Consider the following 24,529-nt stretch of genomic DNA (forward strand, 5'->3'; position numbering starts at 1 on the left):
AAGCCGCCTTTGCGCTGATGGTACTGCGACCGGGGGGTCGTGGGAGAGTAAGACACTGCCGCAATCAACCGTGAGTTCGGGGGTGGGGTACAGGCCTGGAGACAGGCCAGTACCCCACCCCCCCTTTTTACGCGCACACGCAAGCCCGCACACCCAGCGGGGCCGACCGACCGGATACCCAGTCAACCAACATAGTAGTGCACGGGCAACTGCCCGCCTCAGACGTGTATCTGCGCACGAAATTCATGAGCTGACAGGTATGTCAGCGCATATCAGGTAGCATTAACAGCAGTATTAACGTGTGAAGCAGCTCCGTAGATAGGGCGGGACACAGACGAATAGGGGAGACCATTCATGGCAGACGAACGACACGATCGATCGAACGACTTCCGCTCACGAGGCGAGCGTTCATGGAGGGGCTCCTCAGACCGCCGAGGCTTCGGCCGTCGAGATGACCAGGGAGGTCGGCGCTCTTCCGGTGGCTACCAGTCACGCAATCGTCGCTTCGATGACGGCGAATCACGGCGAGACGGTGGTTTTCAGCGTGACGGTGGTTTCCGACGCGACGGTGAGTCACGACGCGGAAGCGGACAATGGCAGCAGCGCGACAATGACCGTGATTTCAAACGCGGCAGCTTCAACCGCTCAGACCGTGACCGCGACCGTCATGGCGCGGGGCGCGGCTTTAGAGAACGTGACGATCGTCGCGGCGGACGTTCTGACGGTTTCGACCGCGATGGCAGAAAGCGCTTCAACAGACGAGGTGACGGTAAAGGCAGGAATTGGTCAGACCGAGGCGATCGGAATGACCGTCATGACCACTCCGAACGTGGCAGCCGTTTCGACCGAAACGATCGTGGAGACCGCAGGCGCGATGACCGCTCCCGTTCACGTCATGACCGAGGAAACAATCAGCGCGGCGATGCCAACTACGCGAGCACCGAAGAATACGTGTCACCTCACGGTGATGAGCCGACAATTCCAGCCGGCGTATCAGCCAGTGAACTCGACTCTGAAGCCCTGCGTTCACTCAAGACGCTATCGGGAGCTAACCATGACATCGTGGCACGCCACCTCGTTATGGCCGGTCAACTCATTGATCTGGATCCCGAGCAGGCCTACGAGCATGCCCGCGCCGCAGCCAAGCGAGCCGGTCGTGTCGATACAGTACGCGAAGCAGCCGCATTGACTGCCTACGCATCGGGACGCTATGAAGAAGCATTGCGTGAGGTGCGAGCCGTGCGACGCATGCGCGGAGACCAGTCTCTGCGCGCCGTGGAAGCGGACTGTGAACGCGGACTGGGCCATCCAGAACGAGCAGTTGACATTATTGACAAGACCGACACCGCCGCTCTTGACCTGGGTGAACAGGTCGAACTCGTCCTCGTTTCGTCTGGTGCGCGTGCGGATCTAGGACAAAACGAAGTCGGCCTGGTGCTGGTCGATGATGCGCTGGCAGCCTTGCCTGAAGATGCCGACACCGAATATGTGCGCCGTCTGATGAGCGTCAAAGCCGATCGTCTGCGCGAACTGGGGCGCGACGAGGAAGCCACTCAAGTCGAAGAATCGATGCCGCCGGAAATCGAAGATCCCGACATCGTGGACATCGAAATGATTGCTGATGCGGACGTCACCAAGCGTGGCAGCACGTTGCACGGAACCGACGAACCACTGTCCAGTCTCTTTGACACAGCGTTGCTTGACCTGGACGGCGTGGCATGGATGGGGTCAGACCCCATTGAGCATGCGGCCCCGTCCGTCGTCGCCGCGCGTGAGAACGGCATCAAGACGGTGTTCGTGACCAATAATGCCTCACGTCCGCCTCAGGCAGTCGCTGAAAAGCTGAATTCGATGGGATTCGAAGCGGACGAATCCATGATCATGACATCCGCGATGGACGTGGCGGCTATTATGAGCGACGAGCTCGATGACGGCGCCAAGGTCTTTATGGTTGGTGGTCCTGGACTGCGCGAGGCTCTCGAAAAAGCTGGATTCACCCTCGTTGAACGTGCAAGTGACCAGCCAGATGCAGTCGTCATGGGACTGGACCGAACTGTCGGCTGGGAACAGATGTCGCAGGCTGCCTACGCGATTCAGGCCGGCGCCCGATTCTTTGCCTCCAATATGGACTCCACACTGCCGACAGAAGAAGGCTTTGCCCTCGGAAACGGCTCTCTGGTGACCGCCGTCGAACATGCCACCAAACAGCGTGCAACCGCGGCAGGTAAGCCGACGCCCGGAATCTACCAACGCGGTGCGAACCTGGTCGAAGCACACAATCCACTGAGCGTGGGAGACCGACTCGAAACCGATATTGCCGGCGCTGTCTCAGCTGGCTACCCTGCCCTTCACGTGCTGACCGGTGTCCATCAGGCAGCAGATGTGATTCGGGCACGAAAGGGTCAGCGACCCACCTACCTCGCCCTTGACATGCGAGGGTTGAACGAGGCTCATCCTCATCCCAAACATCACAAGGACAACACGTGGACCTGTGGGTACTCCCAGGTAGCATCGGTGACCAAGTGGGGCACGCTGCGCCTGGACGGTATCGAGTTGACTGAACCGACCACGGTCACCCTGGATTCGTATCGTGCGCTGGCAGCCGCAGCGTGGGCTGTCGAATCAGATGAGCCCGTGCGGTGCCCGGAATTGACGGTTGTGCCCAACGACGATCCGGCAGGGATTGTGACTCCGCCTGAACCTCAGGACGAATCGGAAGACGAAGCGGAAAATCCCGAGGTTTCAGACGCCATTGACGCGGAATTGGCTGAAGATACGCGCCCGGATTCCGAAGTCGAAGAGGAAGCCCTCAACACAGACAATCCGATCCCGGCGTTCCTTCCTGGTGAAGAAGAACTCGAAGCTCTGCTGCGCGAGGGCGCAGATGACGAGACCGGCGTGAAGACCGCTGAAAGCGAAGATGACGCTGCCGCGGCGGACAGCGCGCAGGACGTGTCGCAGGACAGTGCCAGTGAGTGAGAACGACCCCGTGACACCGCGCCCTCATGATCCGCATGATCGTGAGGACGCGGTCACAATTCCCAACGCAGAAGTCGAACTCGACGGATTGAACGAGGCAAGCGCACAGATTCAGGTACGCACGCTGGCAGGATTCGATGCGCAGCTTCGTGCTGCCCTCGAGCACGTGAGCCGCTGAGATGAAACTCAGGAGAATCGACTCCGAACTGGTGCGCCGCCACCTGGCACGCTCACGCACCCACGCTCAGGAACTTATCCACGATGGGCGCGTCAAACTCGACGGGCAGGTGGTGCTCAAGCCGGCTCGACAAATGGATCCTGCACAGGCAATCGTCATTACCGAGGGGGACACCGTCGACTACGCTTCACGCGGTGCCTACAAACTTGCCGGTGCGCTGGACGCCCTCGGAAAATCAGCACCGCTCATACAGGGGCGACGATGCTTGGATGCGGGAGCATCGACGGGCGGATTTACTGACGTCCTGTTGCGACGAGGAGCACAGCAGGTGATCGCTGTTGACGTGGGATATGGGCAGCTTGCCTGGAAGCTGCAGTCGGATCCGCGCGTCGAGGTACGTGATCGCACCAATATTCGTACGCTCGCGCCCGCCGATATCACGCCACCCGTTGACCTAGTGGTGTCCGACTTATCGTTCATTTCACTGACACTGGTGATCCCGCCGCTGATCTCCGTGGCAACACCCGACGCGGACTACCTGCTGATGGTCAAGCCTCAATTTGAGATCGGCAAAGACAGGCTCGGCCACGGAGGCGTGGTGCGTGACCCCGATCAGCACGTGGAAACGGTGGAAAAAGTCGCGCAATGTGCGCGTAGCAATGGGTTGGATATCTACGCCGTTCAGGCTTCACCGTTGCCGGGTCCTGCCGGTAATGTCGAGTATTTCCTGGCGATGCGCTCAGGTCATCCGGATGCGATCTTGGAGCAAAACCTGCACAATCGGATTGTCAGAGCAGTACAGGAAGGGCCGGCAGTGAGGGGAAGGAAACATTCGTGATTCAGCGCGTCATGCTGGTGCGCCACATCAACCGCCCAGAAGCACAGGCAGCCGCCCAGGCAGCAGCACGTGAACTTTCGGTACGCGACATTGACGTGGTGCCTGAAGGAGACTGCACCGGCGATATCGACCTGGTGCTGGCCACAGGAGGCGACGGCACGATTCTTGCCGCAGCAGAATACGCCCGGAAATTCGACGCACCGTTGCTCGGCATCAACATGGGGCACATGGGCTTCCTTGCGGAAGTGTCTGCGGACGGCATCCTGTCAGTTGTTGACATGATTGCAGATGGGCGTTACACCATGGACACGCGCATGACGCTCGACATCCATGCGCACTTCCCCGATGGCACCGAATGGCACGACTGGGCGCTGAACGAAGCAGTCGTCATGCACACGGACGTGGCGCACCCGGTCCACCTGGGATTCGGAGTGGACGGACAGGCTGTATCCACCTACGGGGCGGACGGCATCATCTTCTCCACACCCACCGGCTCAACTGCATATTCGTTCTCTGCTGGCGGGCCAGTGGTATGGCCCGACACGGAGGCAATCATCATGGCTCCGCTGGCCGCGCATGGCCTGTTCACGCGGCCACTTGTTGTCAGCCCTTCGTCAGTGCTCAGCGTCAATATCCTCGAAGATGCGTGGAGTGCGCCAGAAGTGTGGTGCGACGGTCTGCGTCAGCGCACCGTCCCCAGCGGAACAACCATCACTGCCACACGAGGATGTCGCCCCGTCCACCTGCTGCGCCTCGATGACACTCCATTTTCCACGCGACTGGTCAAACGATTCCAGCTGCCTGTGGATGGTTGGAGGAAACGCCCATCCGAGCGTTAATCTGTCACGTGAGAGCTGGAGAGGCGAGAGGAGGCCAACGTGATCGATGCGCTCCGCATCAAGTCCCTGGGCGTCATTGACGAAGCCGACGTGCAATTTTCACCTGGCCTGACTGTCGTCACCGGTGAAACCGGAGCCGGTAAGACGATGGTGTTGACCTCACTGTCACTTTTGCTCGGCACTCGGGCCGATTCTCAGACCGTGCGTCAGGGGTGTGAGCAGGCCGAAGTAGACGGCATTTTCGAAGTCGATGACATGGTTGCCGCACGCGCCCAGGAGCTTGGAGCCAGCGTCGAAGACGGTGAGCTCATCGTGTCCAGAACGGTTAGTACCAAGGGTCGATCACGCGCCCACCTTGCAGGACGCCCCATCCCGGTATCCATTCTTGCTGATATTGGCGATAGTCTCGTCACGATTCACGGCCAGGCCGACCAGATGCGTCTACGTCAGACATCCGTCCAGCGCGCCATTCTCGATGAGACAGGCGACGATCAGCACCAGGAGCTTCTCCGCGACTACGCGCAAGCCTGGAAAGCAGCAGTCAATGCGAAAAAACGCCTGGACATGGCGCGCTCGCACGCCGACGAACGTGCGACACGCATTGAGGAACTGACCCGCATCACTGACCAGATCCGCCAGCTGGACCCGTATCCGGGTGAAGACGACGATCTGCGCACTCAGACTGAAAGACTGACCAACGTTGAGGATCTGCGCGCCCAGGTGGCTCTGGCCTACGCATGTCTGCGCGGTGAATCTGACGAGACCCACCTGATCGATCTGCTGCACCGCGTCCAGGCCGCATTCGCTGATGCCTCGCGGTTTGATTCCACGCTCGATTCGTTCGCCCAGCGTGCCCACACTCTGCGTCTTGATGCCGACTCGCTGGCAGATGATGCCGAGGCCTACCTGTCCACACTGAACGCCGACCCGGAGCGTCTTAACGCGTTGCACCAACGGCGCGCCGACCTGAATCGCCTGCTGCAGGGGCGGGCCGCAGATGCCACTCAGCTGCTTGAATGGGAAGCTCAGGCGCGCGCTGAACTTGAAGAACTGACAGATCCAGATGTCAACGAAGACTCCCTCGCCGCTGAACTTGCGCAGGCTCAGCAGCGCGTACTGGAACTGGGGGAGCGCCTGAGCACCTCCCGCCGGCACCTCGCAGACGAACTCAGCGAGCACGTCGATGCCGAGCTGGCAGCACTGGCGATGAAAGGGGCACACCTGAACGTCGAACTGATGCACCGTAAACCCAACTCCACGGGGTGTGAAGACATCACATTCATGCTGCAGCCTCATCCTGACGCGCCCGCCCGGCCAGTGTCTCGCGGAGCATCAGGTGGCGAGCTTTCACGCGTCATGCTGGCACTGGAAGTGGCGCTCTCGCATCGTGCGACGCCCCGCACCTTCGTCTTTGACGAGGTCGACGCCGGAATCGGTGGGCGCACAGCCACAGAGGTGGGCGCGCGACTGGCACGGCTGGCACGCGTACACCAGGTGATCGTGGTCACCCACCTGGCTCAGGTGGCAGCCTATGGAGACACCCACCTGGTAGTGCACAAAGAGGGTGGAACTGCGCGTGTGACATGCGTTGACGGGGAAGAACGCATCGACGAGATCGTGCGAATGACCGGCTCGCCGACCACCTCAGAAACGGCACGCCGTCACGCGAAAGAATTGATTCTGGCCGCAACCGTGCCACAATCGCCCTGTGAGTGACAATGAGACAGGTATGCCACCATCGCAGGCTCCCAGCGATGCGGATGTGAGGGCACGGATTCGCATCGACGAGAATCCCGTGCGGCTCGCCCGGCGCCTCGAAGCCGGTGAAATTGCGGTTATTGACAGGCCTGACCTGGACCGGGCCACCGCCCGACTGCTCATTGACGCACAACCCACAGCAATTTTGAACGCGTCAGCGTCCTCTACCGGCCGCTACCCGAACCTCGGTCCAGCCCTCGTCCTCAAAGCAGGCATTTTGTTGCTCGATGACCTGGGTTCTGACATTATGACCCTGCGTGAGGGAGACACCATCACGATCAGCGGCACGGAGGTGACGCAAGATGGTCGACTGATCGCATCCGGCCACGTGATGACTGACGAGGACGACCTGCGCGCACGCGAGGAAGCACGCGTGGGTCTGAGCACTCAGATCGAAGCGTTCGATGAATTCACAGATGACTATTTTGAGCGCGAATCTGACCTGCTCTACCACGAAAAAGGGATTCCGACCCTGCGCACCAAGATGCAGGGTCGCCCGGTTCTCCTGGTGAATAAGGCTGAAGATTCTGTCAAGGAACTCAAAGGGCTGCGTCGCTGGATTCGCGATACCAACCCCATCCTGGTCGGCGTTGACGGGGGAGCGGACCTGCTGCTTCGCGAACGCATGAAGCCCCACATCATCGTGGCCGACATGGATGCGGTCTCAGAAAAGGCATTGGGATGCGGGGCTGAACTAGTGGTGCGGGAGAACCGTGACGGCACCGCTCCAGGACGCGAACGCCTCAACCGACAGGGACGCTCCTACGAAGTGATGACCGCATCTGGGACCAGTGAGGATGCAGCGATCATTCTGGCTGCCACGCAACGTGCCTCCGTGATCGCCACGATCGGTATTCACCTGACGCTCCAGGATTTCCTCGATCGCGGACGCGCCGGAATGGCGTCAACCTTCTTCACGCGTCTCAAGGCAGGTGACGCGCTTATCTCATCGCGTGCCATTCGCGAAACCTACCGTCCACGCATTTCAGCGTTCTGGCTGATCGTATTCGTTATCGTCGCCGTCCTGCTGGCCGGTGCGGCACTGTGGTCCACACCGTGGGGGCAGGGTGCTATGGAAGTCGTAGCCCATTGGGTCGCAAGCTGGTGGCCCTTCAGCGCAGGGAGCAGTTAAAAGAGGTCATCATGGTTAATTTTCGCTATCACCTAGTCTCCATCATCGCGATCTTCATCGCGCTGTGCGTGGGCGTGATCCTCGGTGCCGGCCCCCTGCAGGTACGGCTCGATGACGCACTGAGCTCATCGCGCGCACAGGCGCAGCGAACCGCTCAGGAACAACTCGAAGAAGCCGAACACAGCCTCAAGCTGTCAGAAGCAGCCGTTTCGCAAATGGGCGACGAGATTGTGCCGGGAACCCTCGAAGGACGCAATATTGGTCTGCTGAAAATGGCGGCCACCGATCCTGCTGATATCGAGCAACTCAAGACTATGCTGAGCAAAGCCGGTGCAACAGTTGTCAGCGTCGCAACACTGACAGACAACTGGGATTCTCAGTCCATGACCGAGTATCGCAATACGCTGGCCACGCCAGTTGAGACCAACCTCGCCGGTGACGTTCCGGCAGATCTGACCAGTGACGGAGTGATCGGGCAGGCCATCGTGACTATTATGACCTCCTCTGGCGCCAACCAGGATCTGCTCCGTGACATCCTGACCGATGATTCGCGTCCCATTGTCACCTTCGATGAATCCGAGGGCGGTCAGGCTGACACCCTGATTCTGGTCGGGCCGCGCACGATGAAGGCTGGAATAGCAACCGCGCAGGACGCCCAGAGCGGCACAGGAGGCCCGACTTCTTCGAGCGCATGGGTCGGAATGGCTCGCGCATTGGCAAGTGCGCCCAATCCCGGCGTGATCGTGGGTGATGCCGGTGATGCGGACGCGATGATTGCCCAGCTGCGTGCACAGAACGCTCCAATCACCACCGTTGATTCCGTAGGAACAGCGATCGCCACGCTGGCAACAGTTCTCGCACTTCCGAGCGCCCAGGCTCAGCCACGCGCACTGGGCGGTGAGGACAGCGCCACCAGCGTGTTCCCAGAGCTTCAGCTCTCAGGCCGGCAAGCGGCTCCACCCGCGCCACACAACGAACCGGCAGACGGAGCCCAGTCACAAAGCGGAGGAGAGTAACACCGTGACGGCACACGAGGATGAACAGATGCCCATCGCTGATCGCAGCGGAAGCGCATCCGTCGCCAGTCACGACATCGTATGGCGCGGCAAAGTCTTTGACATGGCTGAAGACGAGGTCATCCTTGACGACTCTCACTCAGTGATTCGCCAGTACCTGTCGCATCCAGGCGCAGTCGGCATCGTCGCATTGCGCGGTGAGGACGGTAATGAGGAAGTACTGCTGGAATACCAGTACCGCCATCCAGTAGGCGCGCACCTGTGGGAGATACCGGCCGGCCTTCTCGATATCGAGGGTGAAGACCCCCTGACAGCGGCCAAACGCGAACTTGCTGAAGAAACGGATCAGAAGGCCGAGCGCTGGGATGTCCTCGTCGATTACTTCACCTCACCTGGAGGATCCGAAGAATCTCTGCGGATCTTCCTTGCCCGCGATGTTTCTCCGACTGGCACCACCTTCGAGCGTGAGGATGAGGAAGCGGCGATGGTGACCCGCTGGGTCAACCTGGATGAAGCTGTTCGCCTCGTTGCTGCGGGAAATCTGCATAACCCTTCAGCCTGCGTGGGAATCCTCTCCACCTTCGCTGCGCGCGCCCACGGGTGGCAGACCCTGCGTGCCAGCGACGCGCCGTGGATGCGTTCTGCGCGTCAGAACTGACTGCTCCAGACTCGAATCCTCCTTATAGCGTGCAAGTGATCTCAATCGCCGTAATTTAGAAAGCATCGTGTTGCTAAAAGCCGTACACTGGTGGGGTAGTTACTGACGGCGATAAGGAGGACAGTCATGGGAGAGCCGACTGAAATCGGCACCCGCGAGCAGGTGCTCGACCTAATCGTCGAAAAAGGTCCCGTGACCGCTACGGTCATCGCGAAGATCCTGGATCTGACCACGGCGGCGGTCAGACGGCACATCACCATTTTGCAGGACGCTGGAGAAATCGTTCAGTATCAGGACTACTCGACGGAAAAGCGTGGACGAGGGCGACCAGCGCGTCACTACGTGGCAACCGAGCGAGCACACGACAGGCTCCCAGAGGGATACTCCGAGTTGGCTGTCAAGGCTCTGGGCTACTTGGGACAGGTCGGAGGTGGCCCGGCCATTGACTCATTTGCCGCTGCCCGCTCACGCGAAATCGAACGTCGATACGCGCCGATCGTGCGTGAAGCAGGGAACGACCCGAAAGTGCGCGCACAGGCTCTGGCTGACGCGCTCACCCAGGACGGTTACGCAGCGACAGTGCGCGACATTGGCGATGGCGCCTTCGCAATCCAGCTATGTCAGGGTCACTGCCCGATCCAGCAGGTAGCCGATGACTTCCCACAATTGTGCGAAGCGGAAACCCAAGCCTTTGCGCGTCTGCTGGACGTGCATGTTCAACGTTTGGCCACCTTGGCCGGAGGGGAGCACGTATGCACCACGCATATTCCCGTGGGTGCCCCCACAATCCGGCGCTCTGCGTTGGCGGCTCTCAGGCGATAGCGTGAGTGCTTTTGACACAGCGGCAAAGTCACGATCTTGACGCCAGTCAAGTCACTGAGGAAAGGACAATATGAGCCAGTCACCGCCAATCGTTTCATCTGAGGATAAGCGCAGAAGTGATGAAGCGATTATCGAATCCATCGGTGCATACGAATTCGGATGGCACGACAAGGACGACTACTCACATGATGTTCCCAAAGGCATCAACGAGCAGGTGGTGCGCCACATTTCGGCCGAAAAGAATGAACCCGAATGGATGTTGGAGCGCCGACTGAAAGCTCTGGAGATCTTCGAGCGCAAACCCATGCCGGCATGGGGTCCCGACCTGTCCGACATCGACTTCGGTGACTTCAAGTACTACGTGCGTCCCACCGACCGTCAGGTTAAAGACTGGAACGACCTGCCCGAAGACATTCGTCAGACCTATGACCGCCTGGGCATTCCCGAAGCGGAAAAACAGCGTCTGGTCGCAGGCGTGGCCGCGCAGTACGAATCTGAAGTTGTTTACCAGCAGATTCAGTCTGATCTGGAGAAGCAAGGCGTCGTCTTCATGGACACCGACACCGGCCTGCGTGAATACCCCGAGATCTTCAAGGAATACTTCGGGCACTCGGTACCTTCAGGTGACAACAAGTTCGCAGCACTCAACACGGCAGCATGGTCGGGTGGCTCATTCGTGTACGTGCCACCGGGCGTCCACGTTGAGATCCCTCTGCAGGCCTACTTCCGCATCAACACCGAAGCGATGGGCCAGTTTGAGCGCACGCTGATCGTAGCGGACGAAGGTTCCTACGTTCACTACGTCGAGGGCTGCACGGCCCCGATTTACGACTCCAACTCGCTGCACGCCGCAGTCGTGGAAATCTTCGTGCGCAAGGATGCCCGCGTGCGATACACGACCATCCAGAACTGGTCGACCAACGTGCTCAACCTGGTGACTCAGCGTGCCATCGTTGACGAGGGTGGAACGATGGAGTGGATCGATGGCAACATGGGCTCCGCGATCACGATGAAGTACCCCGCGTGCTTCCTCATGGGTGACCACGCCCGAGGCGAAACACTGTCGATCGGTTTTGCCGGCCCCGGCCAGAACCAGGACACGGGTGCGAAGATGGTGCACATGGCGCCGCACACGTCCTCGTCCATTGTCTCCAAATCAGTGTCACGAGGGGGTGGGCGCACCTCGTATCGAGGCCTCGTGCAGGTCAATGCGCGTGCGCGCCACTCCAAGTCGAATGTTCTGTGCGACGCGCTGCTGGTCGATAAGATCTCCCGCACCGACACATACCCGTATGTGGATGTGCGCACCGACGACGTGGAAATGGGGCACGAGGCCACCGTCTCGAAAGTGTCAGAAGATCAGCTGTTCTACCTGATGAGTCGCGGCCTGGATGAAAACGAAGCTATGGCCATGATTGTGCGCGGATTCGTCGAGCCTATTGCGAAGGAACTCCCCATGGAGTACGCACTCGAACTGAACCGCCTCATCGAACTACAAATGGAAGGATCGGTGGGCTGAGTTGGCTCAAGACCATCGCGAAGATCACGTCAGCCCACACCCATCGCGCGCAGATCGGCCGACGTCATTCAACCTCGACGATATTCCCGTGCCCAAAGGCAAGGAAGAAGACTGGCGATTTACCCCGATGCGCCGTATCTCGATGTTGTTCGACCCGGCCAACTACGATACCGAGGACGCTCCGCTGACTGTGGAAGCTCCCGAAGGCGTCTGCGTTGAAACCGTCTCGCGAAACGATTCACGCGTGGGCACCGTGCTGGCTCCTGGTGACAGGACCGCGGTAGTTGAATGGAATACGTTCCATGATGCTCAGGTCGTGTCCGTTCCAACCGGACAACGCATCGACGATCCAATTCTTATTACGGTGGATACGGCCTCTGACCAACGCAGCCAGCACCTGGTCGTCGACGCTGGCGCACACAGCGAATCCACAGTGATCCTCAACCACACGGACAGCGCCGATGCGCGAATCAACCAGGGCATTGAGATCACTACCGGTGAGAACGCATCGTTAACGTTCGTGTCCCTGCAGGAATGGGACGACAGTGTTGTACACGCGTCGAACCACCGCATCCGCATTGGCAAGAACGCGAAAGTGCGTCACATCGTGGTCACACTGGGTGGCGATACGGTTCGCCTGTGCGCCGATACTGACTTTGAAGGGCCGGGCGCTGAACTGACTATGCTGGGCGTGTACTTCGTGGACGGAGGACAACACCTGGAACACCGTGTGTTCGTGGACCACTCAGCACCCAACTGCTACTCACGCGTGACGTATAAAGGCGCCCTGCAGGGTAAGGATGCGCACTCGGTGTGGATTGGTGACTGCCTCATCCAGGAACCTGCTGACGGAACAGACACCTATGAGCTGAACCGTAACCTCATTTTGACCGAAGGCGCTCATGCTGATTCAGTTCCCAACCTTGAGATTGAAAACGGTGAGATCGCCGGAGCAGGACATGCATCAGCGACAGGACGCTTTGATGATGAACAATTGTTCTACCTGATGAGCCGCGGAATCACCGAGGAAGATGCCCGTCGCCTCGTGGTGCGAGGATTCTTCGCGGAACTGATTGACCAGATCGGTGTTCCGGCCATTGAAAAGCATCTGATGGAATCGGTTGAAAGAGAACTTGAAGTTACGGGACGCTGAGCCGCCCTCGAACGTAAGAGAAAGAACGCGACATGTCGACTTTGGAAATTCAGAACCTTCACGTCAACGTAGAAACACCTGAGGGCACGAAACAGATCCTCAAAGGTGTCGACCTCACCATCGAATCTGGCGAGATCCACGCCATCATGGGACCGAACGGATCAGGCAAATCCACACTCGCCTACGCGCTGGCCGGTCATCCAGCCTACGAGGTGACCGAAGGCGCCGCCTACCTCGATGGTCACAACATTGTGGACATGACCGTTGATGAGCGCGCCCGCAGCGGCCTGTTCCTGGCGATGCAGTACCCCGTGGCAGTGGCGGGCGTGTCAGTGTCGAACTTCCTGCGCTCCGCCAAGACCGCGATCGACGGGAAGGCGCCGAGTATCCGGACCTGGGTCAAGGACATGAACGCCGCGATGGAGAAATTGCGCATCGAACCGGCTTTCGCTGAGCGTGACGTCAACGTGGGCTTCTCCGGTGGTGAAAAGAAGCGCCTCGAAATTTTGCAGATGGAGATGCTGCGCCCCTCGTTCGCCATTCTTGACGAGACTGACTCCGGCCTTGACGTGGATGCGCTGAGGATCGTCTCCGAGGGTGTCAACCGGGTCCACGAGTCCACGAACTGCGGGATCATGCTGATCACGCACTACACGCGAATCCTGCGTTACATTCACCCCAGCCATGTGCACGTGTTTGTTGACGGTCACGTTGCCGCTCAAGGCGGCCCGGAACTGGCTGAACAACTGGAAGAAACAGGGTACGACTCATACCTTCAGTAAGCAGTAGGAGCAGATTGTGAGTGAGACGATCGGCGCGTTCACCGTCGATGAGATTCGTCAGGACTTCCCGTACCTGACGCGGCGCGGTAGGGCGGGTGGCCCCATCGCCTACTTTGACGCGTCAGCCACATCTCAAAAACCCTCGTGCGTCATAGACGCGGTTACTGACTTTTACCGGTACCACAACGGTGCCGTGCATCGCGGTACCCACGTGCTGTCAGATGACTCAACGCAACTGTACGAGGACGCGCGCGCCACCGTCGCACGCTTCATCAAAGCGCGGCCGGACGAAGTGGTGTGGACGAAGAACGCCACTGAAGCACTCAACATCGTCGCCTACGCGATGACGAACGGGTCAGCTGGTGGCTCGACAGGCCACGATGTCCGCTTCAGCCTGCAGGCAGGGGACCGGGTCGTGATCTCACGCGCCGAACACCACTCGAACCTGGTGCCGTGGCAGCTGGCCTGCCAGCGCAGCGGAGCCGAGCTCAAGTGGCTCGATCTGGACCCCGAGGGACGAATCGACCTCGATACACTGGACGTCATCACGCCGAACACGAAGGTCGTCGCCGTCACACACGCATCCAACGTGACCGGAGCGATCACTCCGATTGAGCCGATCATCCAGGCAGCCCATAACGTCGGCGCACTGGTGGTTCTGGATACATGCCAGTCATCTGCGCACCTTCCGATTGACGTGACAACACTGGGCGCAGACTTCATTGCTCTGTCATCACACAAGATGTGTGGGCCGACTGGAATTGGTGCATTGTGGTCACGTCGCGACCTGCTTGAAGCGATGCCACCAGTGCTGACGGGCGGCTCAACGGTCGCATCTGTCACGATGGATTCCACTGAGTTCCTGCCTGCACCTGACTGCTTCGAAGCCGGATCGCAACCAGTGGCACAGGCGGTCGGGTGGGCACGCGCACTGGAGTACATATCCACCATTGGAATGGATGCCATTGCCAGGCGCGAAGAGGAACTGGCCACACTGATGCTGGAAGGATTGTCCGACGTCGAAGGCGTGAAGATCCTGGGACCGACATCCACGCACGACCGTCTGGCAGTCGTCGCCTGGACGATGGACGGAGTCCACCCACATGATGTGGGCCAGTTCCTTGACTCGCGTGACGTTGCGGTGCGAGTAGGACACCACTGCGCCATCCCGTTGCACCAGTTTTTCTGCGAGCGCGCATCGACACGGGCGACGGCAACAGTGACCACGACACGCGCCGAGATCGATCAGCTGATCGACGCAGTGAGCGCAACAGCAGGATTTTTCACAGGAGCATAATGAGCAGTCTTGAACAGATGTATCAGCAAGTGATCCTGGATCACTCACGCGAACGCCGAGGCAGCGGCACGGTGGACAACATCCAGGCATCCTCACACCAGGTCAACCCCACATGCGGTGACGAGGTGACCCTGGGCATCAGAGTCGACGATGCCGGAAACATTGAACACCTGGTGTGGGACGGGGATGGCTGCTCCATCTCGCAGGCCAGCCTGTCGATGCTCTCCGACATGGTCGAAGGCCAACCGACTGACACGGTGCGTGACCTGTACGCCGATATGGAAACCATGATGCATTCGCGCGGTCAGGGTGTGGACGATACAGTCCTGGACGCGCTGGGGGATGCCGCGGCCCTTGAAGGAACCAGCCAGTTCCCGAACAGAATCAAGTGCGCACTGCTGGGATGGTACGCCCTGCGTGACGCGCTGGCACAAGTTGGTATCGACATAGCAGGAGACGATCATGAGTGACACGCCCTATTCGCCCGAAGGCGCGCAGTCAGCAAACCCGATGGCTCAGACGGAACCTGTCGAACAGCGCTTTGCCCCCGCACCACAGCAGCAACTGCCCACCGGCGTTGACTACGTGGAAAACGGCACCGTTCCCGCCGCAGACGTGGAAGAAGCACTCAAGGACGTCATCGACCCCGAACTGGGAATCAACATCGTTGACCTCGGTCTGCTCTACGGCATCACGGTCAGTGAGGATGACAGTATCCAGCTGGATATGACGCTGACATCTGCTGCATGCCCACTGACCGACGTGATCGAACAGCAGGCGCAGATGGTGCTGCAGACTTTCACGGATCTGGTGATGGTCAACTGGGTGTGGATGCCCGCTTGGGGGCCAGAACGCATTACTCCTGATGGGCGGGATCAACTCCGCGCCCTCGGATTCAACGTCTGAGCATCGTCTGTTTGTGCTTAGTCGCGTGAGGAACTCTCGCCCGTATCCGTCTGTCCATCTGCGGCGCGCTTGGCAGCCTCGTGGCGGATCTGCTCTTCCTGATAGGACCGGATCGCCGCCTCGGTTGCATCGGATACTCCGCGGGAGAGCGTTGTGGCAGCTTCGCTGACACCTTTCACCACTGGCGTGACGGCGTCCTCAACCGCTTTTGACGTGGAATCCCACAACTTTGCTGCCGGATTCAGCAACTGCTCACGAACCCTGCGCCGCATGACCTTGCCCAGCTGATTACGCGGCATGGTGGAGATGAACGCGATCTGGCGCGGCAATGCGTAGTGCGAGATCGATCGCTCTGCCCATTCGCGGACCTGATCCAACGAAATCAGGGGAGCGCCCTCGTCCATGATCAGCGCAGCGGTCACTTCCTCGGTCTCATCACCCTTCGGCAGACCGACAACGGCCACATCCTTCACTCCAGGCATGGAACGAATCGCGTCCTCGACCTGCGAGGGATACACGTTGAAGCCGCCGGACAAAATGAGTTCCTTGCGGCGGTCAGCGAGCGTGATGAAACCGTCATCGTTGACACCGATATCGCCGGTGCGGAGCCAGCCGTCCTGTGTGAAGACTTTTGCGGTTTCCTCGGGAGCATCCAGGTAGCCCTCAAAGACCTGCGGGCCGCGCACAACGATCTCGCCTGGTTCGCCATCGTCGACATCACGCGTGGGATCCTCAAGGTCGACTAGGCGCAGCTCGGTGGAAGCGAAGGGGATGCCTAGAGTTCCGTGTCGCCTGCCTGGTCCCAGAGGTGATCCGCAGATGACAGGAGAGGTCTCAGACAAGCCATAGCCCTCTAGGATAATGCCGCCGGTATATTCTTCCCATTCGTCGGCAAATGCGGTAGACAACGGCATCGCTCCGGAGACCGAATACCGGATGCTATCGAGCGGCGTATGCGTCTTTCGTGCTTTCTTCAGGATCCTCTCAAACATCGCGGGAACACCGACAAAGAACGTGACGGCACGACGACGATGCGCAGCAACAGCCATTGCCGCATCGAAAGTCGGCATCAGGACCTGCGTCGCCGCCTTCCTGACGGAGGTACACAGGAAAAACGTCAACCCGAATGCGTGGAAGTAGGGAAGCAGGGAGAAAAACGTTTCCGCGCCTTCGTGCAGCTTCCACACCCAGAACAGGTTCTGATTGACATTGGCGCCGATGTTGGTGTGAGTGAGCGGAACCGACTTCGGAATACCGTTGGTGCCGCCCGTGTGCAAGATAACGGCTCGATCTGAGCCAGTTGGATGCGGATAATCGCGACGAATACTGTGAGCAGCGGCCACTGCATGATCCCAGGAACGCGTCGAATCAGGAACCTCACCGCGCATCTTGTCATGCATCTGCTTCGCCTTGGCGACCGGCAACTTCAGCGCGAGGCGCTGAATGGTGGGAAGACCGGCTGCGATATTGACGGTGAAAACCTTCTCGATGTCAACCGACCCGTCAGTGGGGTAGGAGCCGACGCACTTTTCCCACACAATCGCGACCTTGGCGTGGTGACGCTTGAGCTGACCTTCGATTTCGTGGGCGGGCGCGAGTGGATTATGCTCAGCCGCTACGGCTCCGATCCTCATGCAGGCATAGAACGCGACAAAAGCCTGCGGGCAGTTCGGCAGCGCGATCGCGACCACGTCGCCCTTTCGCACGCCAGCATCCACCAGGACCTGGGCGGCGCGCAGCACCTGAGCGAGGACTTCCCGATAGGTCGTGGTCGCACCCATGTAATCCAGCGCCACATGCGACGGGTACAGTCGGGCAGTCGTATTGAGCAGTTCGAACAGTGGCGTGTCCGGGATCGGAATTTCATACGGACATCCCGGCTCATAGTGGGCGTGTGCCTGCTCGACGATACTCATAGCGCAATCTCCTCACCGATACGGTTCGATGCTATCGCACCGCCAACACTGCCTCCCAATCGAGGCGCTTGCCGTCACACTTCCGGTGCAGCGAATGTATCGCACTTCTCCAGCGAGCCGTTTTGCACGCCAGTTTCAAGCCAGCGTTGTCGCTGTTCAGCTGACCCATGTGTCCAGCTTTCAGGATTGGTCGTGCCCTGCGCCTGCTCCTGAATACGGTCATCACCAATGGCTTCGGCAGTCTGCCATGCTTGCGCCAGTTCCTCAGAAGTCGGCTCTTTCAGGAATGCCTCGCCTGATTCGGGATCCTTGGTCTGTGAGGCCCAATGCATCCACACGCCGGCGTAGCAGTCTGCCTGCAGTTCAAGACGCACTGCATCACTTTGCTCACCGGTCTCCTGGCTGCGATGTTCGGCAAAGATGCCGCGAAGATGCTGGATGTGATGGCCCCATTCATGAGCGACCACATACTCCTGAGCCAAAGGTGCGTTGGCAGCACCGAGCTGCGATTCCATCTGCTGGAAGAAACCCAGGTCCAGGTTCACTGACGCATCTGAGGGGCAGTAGAAAGGACCGACCTGTGAAGAGGCCGTACCACACGCTGTGTTCACCGCCTGCTCGAAGAGCTGGAAGCTGGGCGGCTGGTAGTCCATTCCGGCCTGCTCGGGCAACTGAGTCTGCCAAACTACGTCCAGTGAATCAGCGGTCGTCACCATGCGGCATTCGACGTACTGATTGGCATCTGCACCAGTTTGGCAGTGTTGCAGAGACGATCCGGACTGTTCTTCCACGCTGGGCTGCGCCCCTCCGGCCAAGCCGGTCAGGTCGATTCCCGTCAGACGTGACAGCAGGAACAGGCCGATCAGTACGGCAACGGATCCGCCACCGATGGCAACGCCACGTCCGCCGCGGCTGGTACGCACTCGTCCAGAATTAGACTGGACCCCCTCGTTAAAACTCATATCGCAAGAGTAGCCCCTAGCGTTGGTCAGCGTGATGATAGCGTCCGAGCATTTCATCACGGAAAGCATCGAAGTCACCTGACTGGATGCTTCCGCGGATCGCATCGACCAGGTGCACAGTGAACCACTCATTGTGAATCGTCGCCAACGTGGACGCAAGGATCTCCCTGGCCTTGAACAGGTGACGCACGTAGGCGCGGGTGTAGTGCTGACACGTGTAGCACCCGCATCCATCGACCAGGGGAGTGAAGTCGTCAGCAAAGCGCGCATTCGTCACGTTAAAGCGCCCGTCCGGGGTGTAGATCGCGGCATTTCGCGCTACGCGCGACGGATTCACGCAGTCGAACGTGTCCGCCCCAGCTTCCACTCCGGCAAACAGGTCATCCGGTTCGGAAATTCCCAGCAGGTGACGAGGACGATCGTCGGGCAGTTCCTCGCATACCCACGACACAATGCGCCCCAGATTCTCTTTCTCGAGGGCGCCTCCCACTCCGAACCCGTCAAAGGTGCGGCCATCGACTTGCATCTGCGCTAGGGTGCGCGCAGCACAGCGACGCAGATCCTCATACTGTGCGCCCTGGACAACGCCGAATAGCTGCTGGTAAGGATGATCCGCGCGCTCTTGGGTCAAACGTTCATGTTCAGCAAGGCAACGCCGCGCCCACTCATGCGTACGCTCCAGGGATTCCTCCTGATACCAACGCGGATGCAGCAGCGAAGTCAACTCGTCAAATGCGAACATGATGTCTGCACCCAGCTGATGCTGAATCTGCATCGACTTTTCCGGAGTAAAACGGTGATGGGAACCGTCAATGTGGCTTTGGAACACCACGCCGTCACTGTCGACCACTGCGCGCGAAGATTTCACGGCCTGGCGGAACATCCAGTCCTGCTCGGCGGCAGAAGCCTCCTTGTAGACTCCCGAAAACTCCTGCGTGAGCACTTTCTTAAAGCCAGCGCCCAGTGAGAGCACCTGGAAACCACCCGAGTCGGTGAATGTTGGGCCGTGCCAATTCATGAATGCGCCGAAGCCGCCGGCACGATCCACGATGTCGGATCCGGGCTGCAGGTACAGGTGGTAGGCGTTCGCGAGGACCGCCTGACCGCCCAGATTCGCCACCATCTCGGGAACCAGTGCCTTGACGTTGGCTTTCGTGCCCACTGGAATAAATGCGGGGGTGTGGATCTGACCGTGAGGCGTGGTAATGACACCCGTGCGGGACAGTCCCATACCGCTGTCGTGACGGTATGTGACCTCGAAACCGACTCCTCCCTCGCTCACTGTGCCAGCTTGGCCGGGCTGGGGCGTGATTTCTAGGTGCGGGCGGGACGGGAGCGCGATCCACTGCGGCGCGTCAGTCATGCGTTACCTCACGTTCATGTGCCGCGTTGCGCTCTGGCTGTTCCCAGCGGCGCACCGCACCGATCACTGCGTAGGTCAGGGGCAGGAAAATGACCTCGACCCCCACCTTGTACAGGTATCCGACCACCACGTAGTTGACGAAGTCCCATCCGGGAATAATTCCGGCGAAGGCGATGGTGCAGAAAATCAGCGTGTCAGCCAGCTCGCCCACCATTGTCGAACCGATGAGTCGAACCCACAGGTTACGCTCACCCCACCGCTGGCGCATGCGCACCAGGACCCAGGAGTTCAGCAACTGCCCGACCAGATAGCCACACACCGATGCAGCCACGATGCGTGGCACGAAACCGAGCACGGCGACGAAAGCATCCTGATTCTCATACCCCGGGCCTACAGGGGCAGCCCCGACAACCAGGAAGGTCAGGGAGGCCAGGATGGAAACTGCAAAACCGGTGAGAATGACGCGCTTTGCCCGCACAAAGCCATAAATCTCAGAGAGTAGATCGCCCAGGATGTAGGTCAGTGGGAACAAGACCGCGCCGCCATCGAAAACCAGCATGAGCGGGCCAATATGGATCCCGATCACTTTGGTTGCCACGATATTGGAGATCAGCAAGAACGCGACAAAACATATTGCGACGATGTCGTAGACGGATCGATGACGCTGGACGCGTGGTTGTGAAGAAGTACTCATGACGTGTTTCCGTACCTGGGTCTAAGGCCCGCTTTAGCGAGGCCTGCGCTGGCCGCGTGCACCGAAACGGTGTCCCGAGTGATGATCACCCGATCCGCTGCGGGGACGACGCACATGTCCTGCATCGGTGGCACGCGAACGCGGCCCGCCATCAACACGGATACGCAGTGTACGCCCGGCAACCTGGGCTTTACCGAGTTTTTCCATCTGATCGTCGGACAGGCTCGGGCCGATGTCCACCAGTGAGAATGTCGGGTAAATATCGATACGGCCCACATCAGAGCCTTTCAGATGAGCTTCGCCCGTGATTGCTCCAACAATGGATCCAGGTTTGACGCCATCCTTCTTGCCGACTTCGATGCGGTAGCGCGTCCCCATCGGGGTACGCTGCGGCTTGCCGCCGGCGCGCCGGCGGGCACCGTTCTTCCCACCCTTGAGCGGCTTCGAATCACGCCCGTTTTCGAAAGATGCAGACAGGAACTCACCGTTCTCATCGAGGACTTCCTCGCGGCGAATCTTGCCGTCGGAGCGGCGGTCCTTGTGATCGTGCGTGCCATTGTCATGGACAGTGCGCGCCAGCATTGCTGAGGCGATGATCAGTGGATCGCACGCGTGCTCATCTGCGAACTCGCGGATAAGCTGCTCGAACATGTCGAGTTGCCCGCGTTCAATACGCGTGGGCAACATGTCGAGGAAATGGCGCGAACGGAACTCGCTGACAGCCTGTGGCGTGGGGATGTGGACTTCCTCCATCGCAGTGCCCGTCAGTTTTTCGATACGACGCAGACGGTAGTGCTCGCGAGGAGTGAAGAACGACAGTGATTCGCCTTCGCGGCCGGCGCGCCCGGTGCGACCGATACGGTGGACGTAGGCTTCAGGTTCGCGTGGCACATCAAAATTGACGACCAGGCCGATCCGCTCCACGTCCAGGCCTCGGGCCGCCACATCGGTGGCAACCAGAACGTCCAAAGAACCGGACCGCAGACGCTCCACCATGCGCTCACGTTCCTGCTGTGCCACATCGCCGGAAATTCCGGCCGCGCGGAAACCTCGAGCCGTCAGATCCAGTGAAATCTCTTCAGCATCCAGTCGCGTGCGCACAAAGACGATGACGGCGTCGGCCGAGCGGGTCGACAAGACGCGGGCCAGCGCATTGTTCTTGTGTTTAAACGGCACAACCGCGTAGGTCTGGTGGATGGTGTCAACGGTCGACGACTCTTCCGACACCGCTATCTTCAACGGATCATGCAAGTGGGTTTGCGCCACTTTTTCAATCGCTGCCGGCATTGTGGCCGAAAAGAGTGCCGTGACGCGTTGGGTGGGAACTGTGGCGGCGATGGTCTCCACATCCTCGGCGAATCCCATGCGCAGCATTTCATCGGCTTCATCAAGGACGAGCATACGCACCGAGGACAGATCCAGCGCGCCCTTCTCGATCAGGTCGATCATGCGGCCAGGTGTGCCCACGACGATCTGCGCGCCATCCTTCAGCGCGCGAAGCTGCGGGCCGTATGCAGAGCCACCATAGACGGCGACAATGTTGATGCCGCGGTAGCTCGCCGCAAACTCTTCCATCGCATCGGCTGACTGCAGCGCCAGTTCGCGCGTCGGAGCCAGAACGACCGCCTGGACATCCTTTTCTTTCGGATCAATCAGCGTCAGCATCGGCAGCCCGAATGCCGCCGTCTTACCGGTGCCGGTCTGCGCGATGCCGACCACGTCACGCGCCTCAAGCAGTGCGGGAATCGCCTCAGCCTGAATGGGCGTGGGCGTCTCGAATCCCATCGCTGTGACCATGTCCAGCAGGGGAGCGGGCAGACCGAGGTCAGCGAAGTTCACCTGATCGTCGGCGTCGTCATCCTCGTCGTCATTTCCATCGTCATCCTCGTCATCTTCGAGGTCGATGTCGTCCTGATCGACATCGTCGGCATGGTCATTGTCGTCAGTTCCATCGGCGAGGGCCTCGCTGTCAGCATCCGAATCCTGTGCAACGTCATCCTCGTGAAACAGAACGTCATCGAGGCCGAGGGCATCGGATATGGACATAGGGGCAGAATCTTGTGAAGGCACGGTTTCCTCTTACTGTTGTGAACACAGGGCTCGCGGTTTCGAAAATGCCACCAGGAATGCCTGGGGCTACAGGGCGCGACCCATTACACCAACAACACACATCGGCTCCTGGCCGATCACTATCACAGTGGGAAGCGCCTTGACGAGTTTTAACACTATTGCGTTTCGCGCTCATTTCCTAGCGTGAGCGGCGGTGAAATGCCTCACCGCGCCTGTTTTGAGCGGATTCTGGAGGAGGCGAACACCGCCAGCAGGCACACGCCCAGCGCGATTACGGGGGCTGGAACATACTGAATACCGCCCTCAAACGCCGGCATCCAGACGGCCAACACGACCGAAACGATTGCCAGTTCCACGGCGCCGCCCGCATTGTCAGCAATCTGGAGCCACGAGGAGGCCCGTCCGTGTTCAGACGGATCAATTGACCCGAGCGTGAGATCAGACAATGTTGAGTGCACCATTCCGATCCCCAGACCTGTAATACTCCACCCCACAAGGGCGACAGCCGGCGGGAGCCCTTTCAACACCAGGAAACACACGGGAAGAACGCCGACCACCATGAGGCTCGCGCCCACCAGCGGCAGTCTTTCGCGCGTTGCCTGAGTGTTGACGCGCGTGGGAATCGCTGAGCCTATCGCCCACGTGATTGAGCCAATCGTCACGGCGAGCGATGCATGACTTGCACTCCATAAGTGCACACGCTGGAGAACAAGCGGCAGGAAAACCTCCGCGCCAGACAGACCGCCCATGACCAGTGCGCGAGTGGCAATGATTGAGGCAATACCGGGGCGAAGAGTAAACGTGCCGTCGGGAACCAGGCGCTTCAATGTCATGGCACAGCCGGCCAGGCCGAGAACAGTCGCCGTAACGAGCGCCCATCCACTCAGCGTTCCTGCAAATTGCACCAGCACAACGGAGCCACCCGCTCCGGCCGCCAACGCGGCCAGATGACGCATCGAACCTTCGACCGCACCCTGACGAGAAGGGAAACGCCGCAGCACGGGGACCATTGCCGCCAGGCCGACGGCAGCGATGAACGGCACTACGCCGAAGACCCATCGCCAGCCCCACGTGGCCGTGACCCATCCGGCAATCGCAGGACCGACCAGAGAGGGAAACACCCACGCCATCGAAAAGGCGGCGAAAAACGTGGGCCGATGCCGCGGTGACGCGATGGAGCCGACGAAAACATAGATCGGCACCATGACGAGGCCACCGCCCAGACCCTGAATCATGCGTCCGATGACGAAGAGTGCGATATGCCCGGCGAATGTGCACAGCGCCAGCCCCACCACAAACAGTGCGGCACCCCACAGCAGCACCTTGCGCGGGCCGCGTGCATCACACAGAGGTCCGGCGATGACGGTGGAGGCAAGCTGCATGGCGATCGCCGCTCCGGACGCGACGGCGAACCACGTATCGGATCCCAGATCGGCCACAACATTCGGCATGATCGTCATAGCTGCCAGCGCTTCAAATGCTGCCAGGGTGATCAAGACGATGGAACCAGCCAGCAGAACTTTCTCATCGCGACTCCACCGCGTGACGGCGTCACCCTCGGTGATCTGAGCAGGCGTTTCGCGGTTGGTCTCCATGAGCCGTAGACTACCCTGTGTCACTCTGGATTGCTGCGCTGCCTGTTTCGCA

21 protein-coding genes are annotated in these 24,529 nt (G+C 59.7%); 15 read left to right on the forward strand and 6 right to left on the reverse strand.

Annotated features, from left to right (window positions below; translation table 11 throughout):
- Positions 1-354: 354 nt before the first annotated feature.
- The 15 genes from QP093_RS00005 (at position 355) to QP093_RS00075 (ending at position 15,877) form a co-directional block, all read left to right on the forward strand.
- Positions 355-2,979: an HAD-IIA family hydrolase gene (locus tag QP093_RS00005; RefSeq protein ID WP_285014000.1), complete on the forward strand. Its 2,625-nt coding sequence runs from the start codon at positions 355-357 to the stop codon at positions 2,977-2,979.
- A complete protein-coding gene (locus QP093_RS00010) occupies positions 2,972-3,157 on the forward strand; it encodes a hypothetical protein (protein ID WP_070727364.1) in 186 nt (61 codons plus the stop codon). The genes QP093_RS00005 and QP093_RS00010 overlap by 8 nt, the downstream gene beginning before the upstream one ends.
- A gap of 1 nt (position 3,158) precedes the next feature.
- On the forward strand, positions 3,159-3,995 hold the full coding sequence (locus QP093_RS00015) for a TlyA family RNA methyltransferase (RefSeq protein WP_285014001.1): 837 nt from the start codon (positions 3,159-3,161) through the stop codon (positions 3,993-3,995).
- Positions 3,995-4,834 (forward strand): NAD kinase, encoded by an 840-nt coding sequence (locus QP093_RS00020; RefSeq protein WP_058236919.1) that lies wholly within the window; start codon positions 3,995-3,997, stop codon positions 4,832-4,834. The genes QP093_RS00015 and QP093_RS00020 overlap by 1 nt, the downstream gene beginning before the upstream one ends.
- A gap of 39 nt (positions 4,835-4,873) precedes the next feature.
- Complete coding sequence (gene recN, locus QP093_RS00025; protein ID WP_285014002.1) at positions 4,874-6,550, forward strand: DNA repair protein RecN; 1,677 nt, start codon at positions 4,874-4,876, stop codon at positions 6,548-6,550.
- The gene (gene steA / locus QP093_RS00030; protein ID WP_285014003.1) at positions 6,543-7,724 is read left to right on the forward strand and encodes a putative cytokinetic ring protein SteA; all 1,182 of its coding nucleotides are present in this window, start codon (positions 6,543-6,545) and stop codon (positions 7,722-7,724) included. Before recN ends, steA begins: the two co-directional genes overlap by 8 nt.
- A gap of 11 nt (positions 7,725-7,735) precedes the next feature.
- Positions 7,736-8,740, forward strand: a complete 1,005-nt coding sequence (locus QP093_RS00035; protein WP_285014004.1) for a copper transporter — start codon at positions 7,736-7,738, stop codon at positions 8,738-8,740.
- Between the two features lie 28 nt (positions 8,741-8,768).
- Positions 8,769-9,398, forward strand: a complete 630-nt coding sequence (locus QP093_RS00040) for an NUDIX domain-containing protein (RefSeq protein ID WP_285014317.1) — start codon at positions 8,769-8,771, stop codon at positions 9,396-9,398.
- A gap of 126 nt (positions 9,399-9,524) precedes the next feature.
- Entirely contained in the window at positions 9,525-10,220 is a 696-nt protein-coding gene (locus tag QP093_RS00045) for a helix-turn-helix transcriptional regulator (RefSeq protein WP_285014005.1), read from the forward strand.
- 70 nt (positions 10,221-10,290) lie between these two features.
- Positions 10,291-11,739, forward strand: coding sequence for a Fe-S cluster assembly protein SufB (gene sufB, locus QP093_RS00050; protein ID WP_058236818.1), 1,449 nt, complete (start codon positions 10,291-10,293; stop codon positions 11,737-11,739).
- Position 11,740: 1 nt separating this feature from the next.
- A complete protein-coding gene (gene sufD / locus QP093_RS00055) occupies positions 11,741-12,892 on the forward strand; it encodes a Fe-S cluster assembly protein SufD (protein ID WP_285014006.1) in 1,152 nt (383 codons plus the stop codon).
- Between the two features lie 32 nt (positions 12,893-12,924).
- Complete coding sequence (gene sufC / locus QP093_RS00060) at positions 12,925-13,674, forward strand: Fe-S cluster assembly ATPase SufC (RefSeq protein ID WP_058236816.1); 750 nt, start codon at positions 12,925-12,927, stop codon at positions 13,672-13,674.
- 16 nt (positions 13,675-13,690) lie between these two features.
- On the forward strand, positions 13,691-14,971 hold the full coding sequence (locus QP093_RS00065; RefSeq protein ID WP_285014007.1) for an aminotransferase class V-fold PLP-dependent enzyme: 1,281 nt from the start codon (positions 13,691-13,693) through the stop codon (positions 14,969-14,971).
- On the forward strand, positions 14,971-15,441 hold the full coding sequence (gene sufU / locus QP093_RS00070) for a Fe-S cluster assembly sulfur transfer protein SufU (protein WP_092648626.1): 471 nt from the start codon (positions 14,971-14,973) through the stop codon (positions 15,439-15,441). The genes QP093_RS00065 and sufU overlap by 1 nt, the downstream gene beginning before the upstream one ends.
- A complete protein-coding gene (locus QP093_RS00075) occupies positions 15,434-15,877 on the forward strand; it encodes a metal-sulfur cluster assembly factor (RefSeq protein ID WP_257590272.1) in 444 nt (147 codons plus the stop codon). Before sufU ends, QP093_RS00075 begins: the two co-directional genes overlap by 8 nt.
- Positions 15,878-15,894: 17 nt before the next feature.
- Here QP093_RS00075 and QP093_RS00080 read toward each other — a convergent pair whose 3' ends face one another.
- The 6 genes from QP093_RS00080 to QP093_RS00105 all read right to left on the reverse strand — a co-directional run bounded on the left by QP093_RS00080 (position 15,895) and on the right by QP093_RS00105 (position 24,477).
- Entirely contained in the window at positions 15,895-17,793 is a 1,899-nt protein-coding gene (locus tag QP093_RS00080) for an AMP-binding protein (protein WP_285014008.1), read from the reverse strand.
- A 74-nt stretch (positions 17,794-17,867) separates the two neighbouring features.
- The gene (gene ypfJ, locus QP093_RS00085) at positions 17,868-18,755 is read right to left on the reverse strand and encodes a KPN_02809 family neutral zinc metallopeptidase (protein ID WP_092648624.1); all 888 of its coding nucleotides are present in this window, start codon (positions 18,753-18,755) and stop codon (positions 17,868-17,870) included.
- A gap of 16 nt (positions 18,756-18,771) precedes the next feature.
- Entirely contained in the window at positions 18,772-20,118 is a 1,347-nt protein-coding gene (gene tgt, locus QP093_RS00090; RefSeq protein WP_285014009.1) for a tRNA guanosine(34) transglycosylase Tgt, read from the reverse strand.
- Complete coding sequence (locus tag QP093_RS00095) at positions 20,111-20,812, reverse strand: queuosine precursor transporter (RefSeq protein ID WP_285014010.1); 702 nt, start codon at positions 20,810-20,812, stop codon at positions 20,111-20,113. The genes tgt and QP093_RS00095 overlap by 8 nt, the downstream gene beginning before the upstream one ends.
- Before the next feature lie 33 nt (positions 20,813-20,845).
- Entirely contained in the window at positions 20,846-22,858 is a 2,013-nt protein-coding gene (locus QP093_RS00100) for a DEAD/DEAH box helicase (RefSeq protein WP_285014011.1), read from the reverse strand.
- Positions 22,859-23,085: 227 nt separating this feature from the next.
- On the reverse strand, positions 23,086-24,477 hold the full coding sequence (locus tag QP093_RS00105; protein WP_285014012.1) for an MFS transporter: 1,392 nt from the start codon (positions 24,475-24,477) through the stop codon (positions 23,086-23,088).
- Positions 24,478-24,529 lie beyond the last annotated feature (52 nt).

The organism is Pauljensenia sp. UMB10120, from assembly GCF_030212035.1.
GTDB classification, from domain to species: Bacteria; Actinomycetota; Actinomycetes; order Actinomycetales; family Actinomycetaceae; genus Pauljensenia; species Pauljensenia radingae_A.

Coding starts and splice junctions, on each gene's coding strand:
- QP093_RS00005 (WP_285014000.1), top strand. CDS start 355: ATGGCAGACGAACGACACGATCGATCGAACGACTTCCGCTCACGAGGC.
- QP093_RS00015 (WP_285014001.1), top strand. CDS start 3,159: ATGAAACTCAGGAGAATCGACTCCGAACTGGTGCGCCGCCACCTGGCA.
- QP093_RS00035 (WP_285014004.1), top strand. CDS start 7,736: ATGGTTAATTTTCGCTATCACCTAGTCTCCATCATCGCGATCTTCATC.
- QP093_RS00040 (WP_285014317.1), top strand. CDS start 8,769: ATGCCCATCGCTGATCGCAGCGGAAGCGCATCCGTCGCCAGTCACGAC.
- QP093_RS00045 (WP_285014005.1), top strand. CDS start 9,525: ATGGGAGAGCCGACTGAAATCGGCACCCGCGAGCAGGTGCTCGACCTA.
- sufB (WP_058236818.1), top strand. CDS start 10,291: ATGAGCCAGTCACCGCCAATCGTTTCATCTGAGGATAAGCGCAGAAGT.
- sufC (WP_058236816.1), top strand. CDS start 12,925: ATGTCGACTTTGGAAATTCAGAACCTTCACGTCAACGTAGAAACACCT.
- sufU (WP_092648626.1), top strand. CDS start 14,971: ATGAGCAGTCTTGAACAGATGTATCAGCAAGTGATCCTGGATCACTCA.
- QP093_RS00075 (WP_257590272.1), top strand. CDS start 15,434: ATGAGTGACACGCCCTATTCGCCCGAAGGCGCGCAGTCAGCAAACCCG.
- QP093_RS00080 (WP_285014008.1), bottom strand. CDS start 17,793: ATGAGTATCGTCGAGCAGGCACACGCCCACTATGAGCCGGGATGTCCG.
- ypfJ (WP_092648624.1), bottom strand. CDS start 18,755: ATGAGTTTTAACGAGGGGGTCCAGTCTAATTCTGGACGAGTGCGTACC.
- tgt (WP_285014009.1), bottom strand. CDS start 20,118: ATGACTGACGCGCCGCAGTGGATCGCGCTCCCGTCCCGCCCGCACCTA.
- QP093_RS00095 (WP_285014010.1), bottom strand. CDS start 20,812: ATGAGTACTTCTTCACAACCACGCGTCCAGCGTCATCGATCCGTCTAC.
- QP093_RS00100 (WP_285014011.1), bottom strand. CDS start 22,858: ATGTCCATATCCGATGCCCTCGGCCTCGATGACGTTCTGTTTCACGAG.
- QP093_RS00105 (WP_285014012.1), bottom strand. CDS start 24,477: ATGGAGACCAACCGCGAAACGCCTGCTCAGATCACCGAGGGTGACGCC.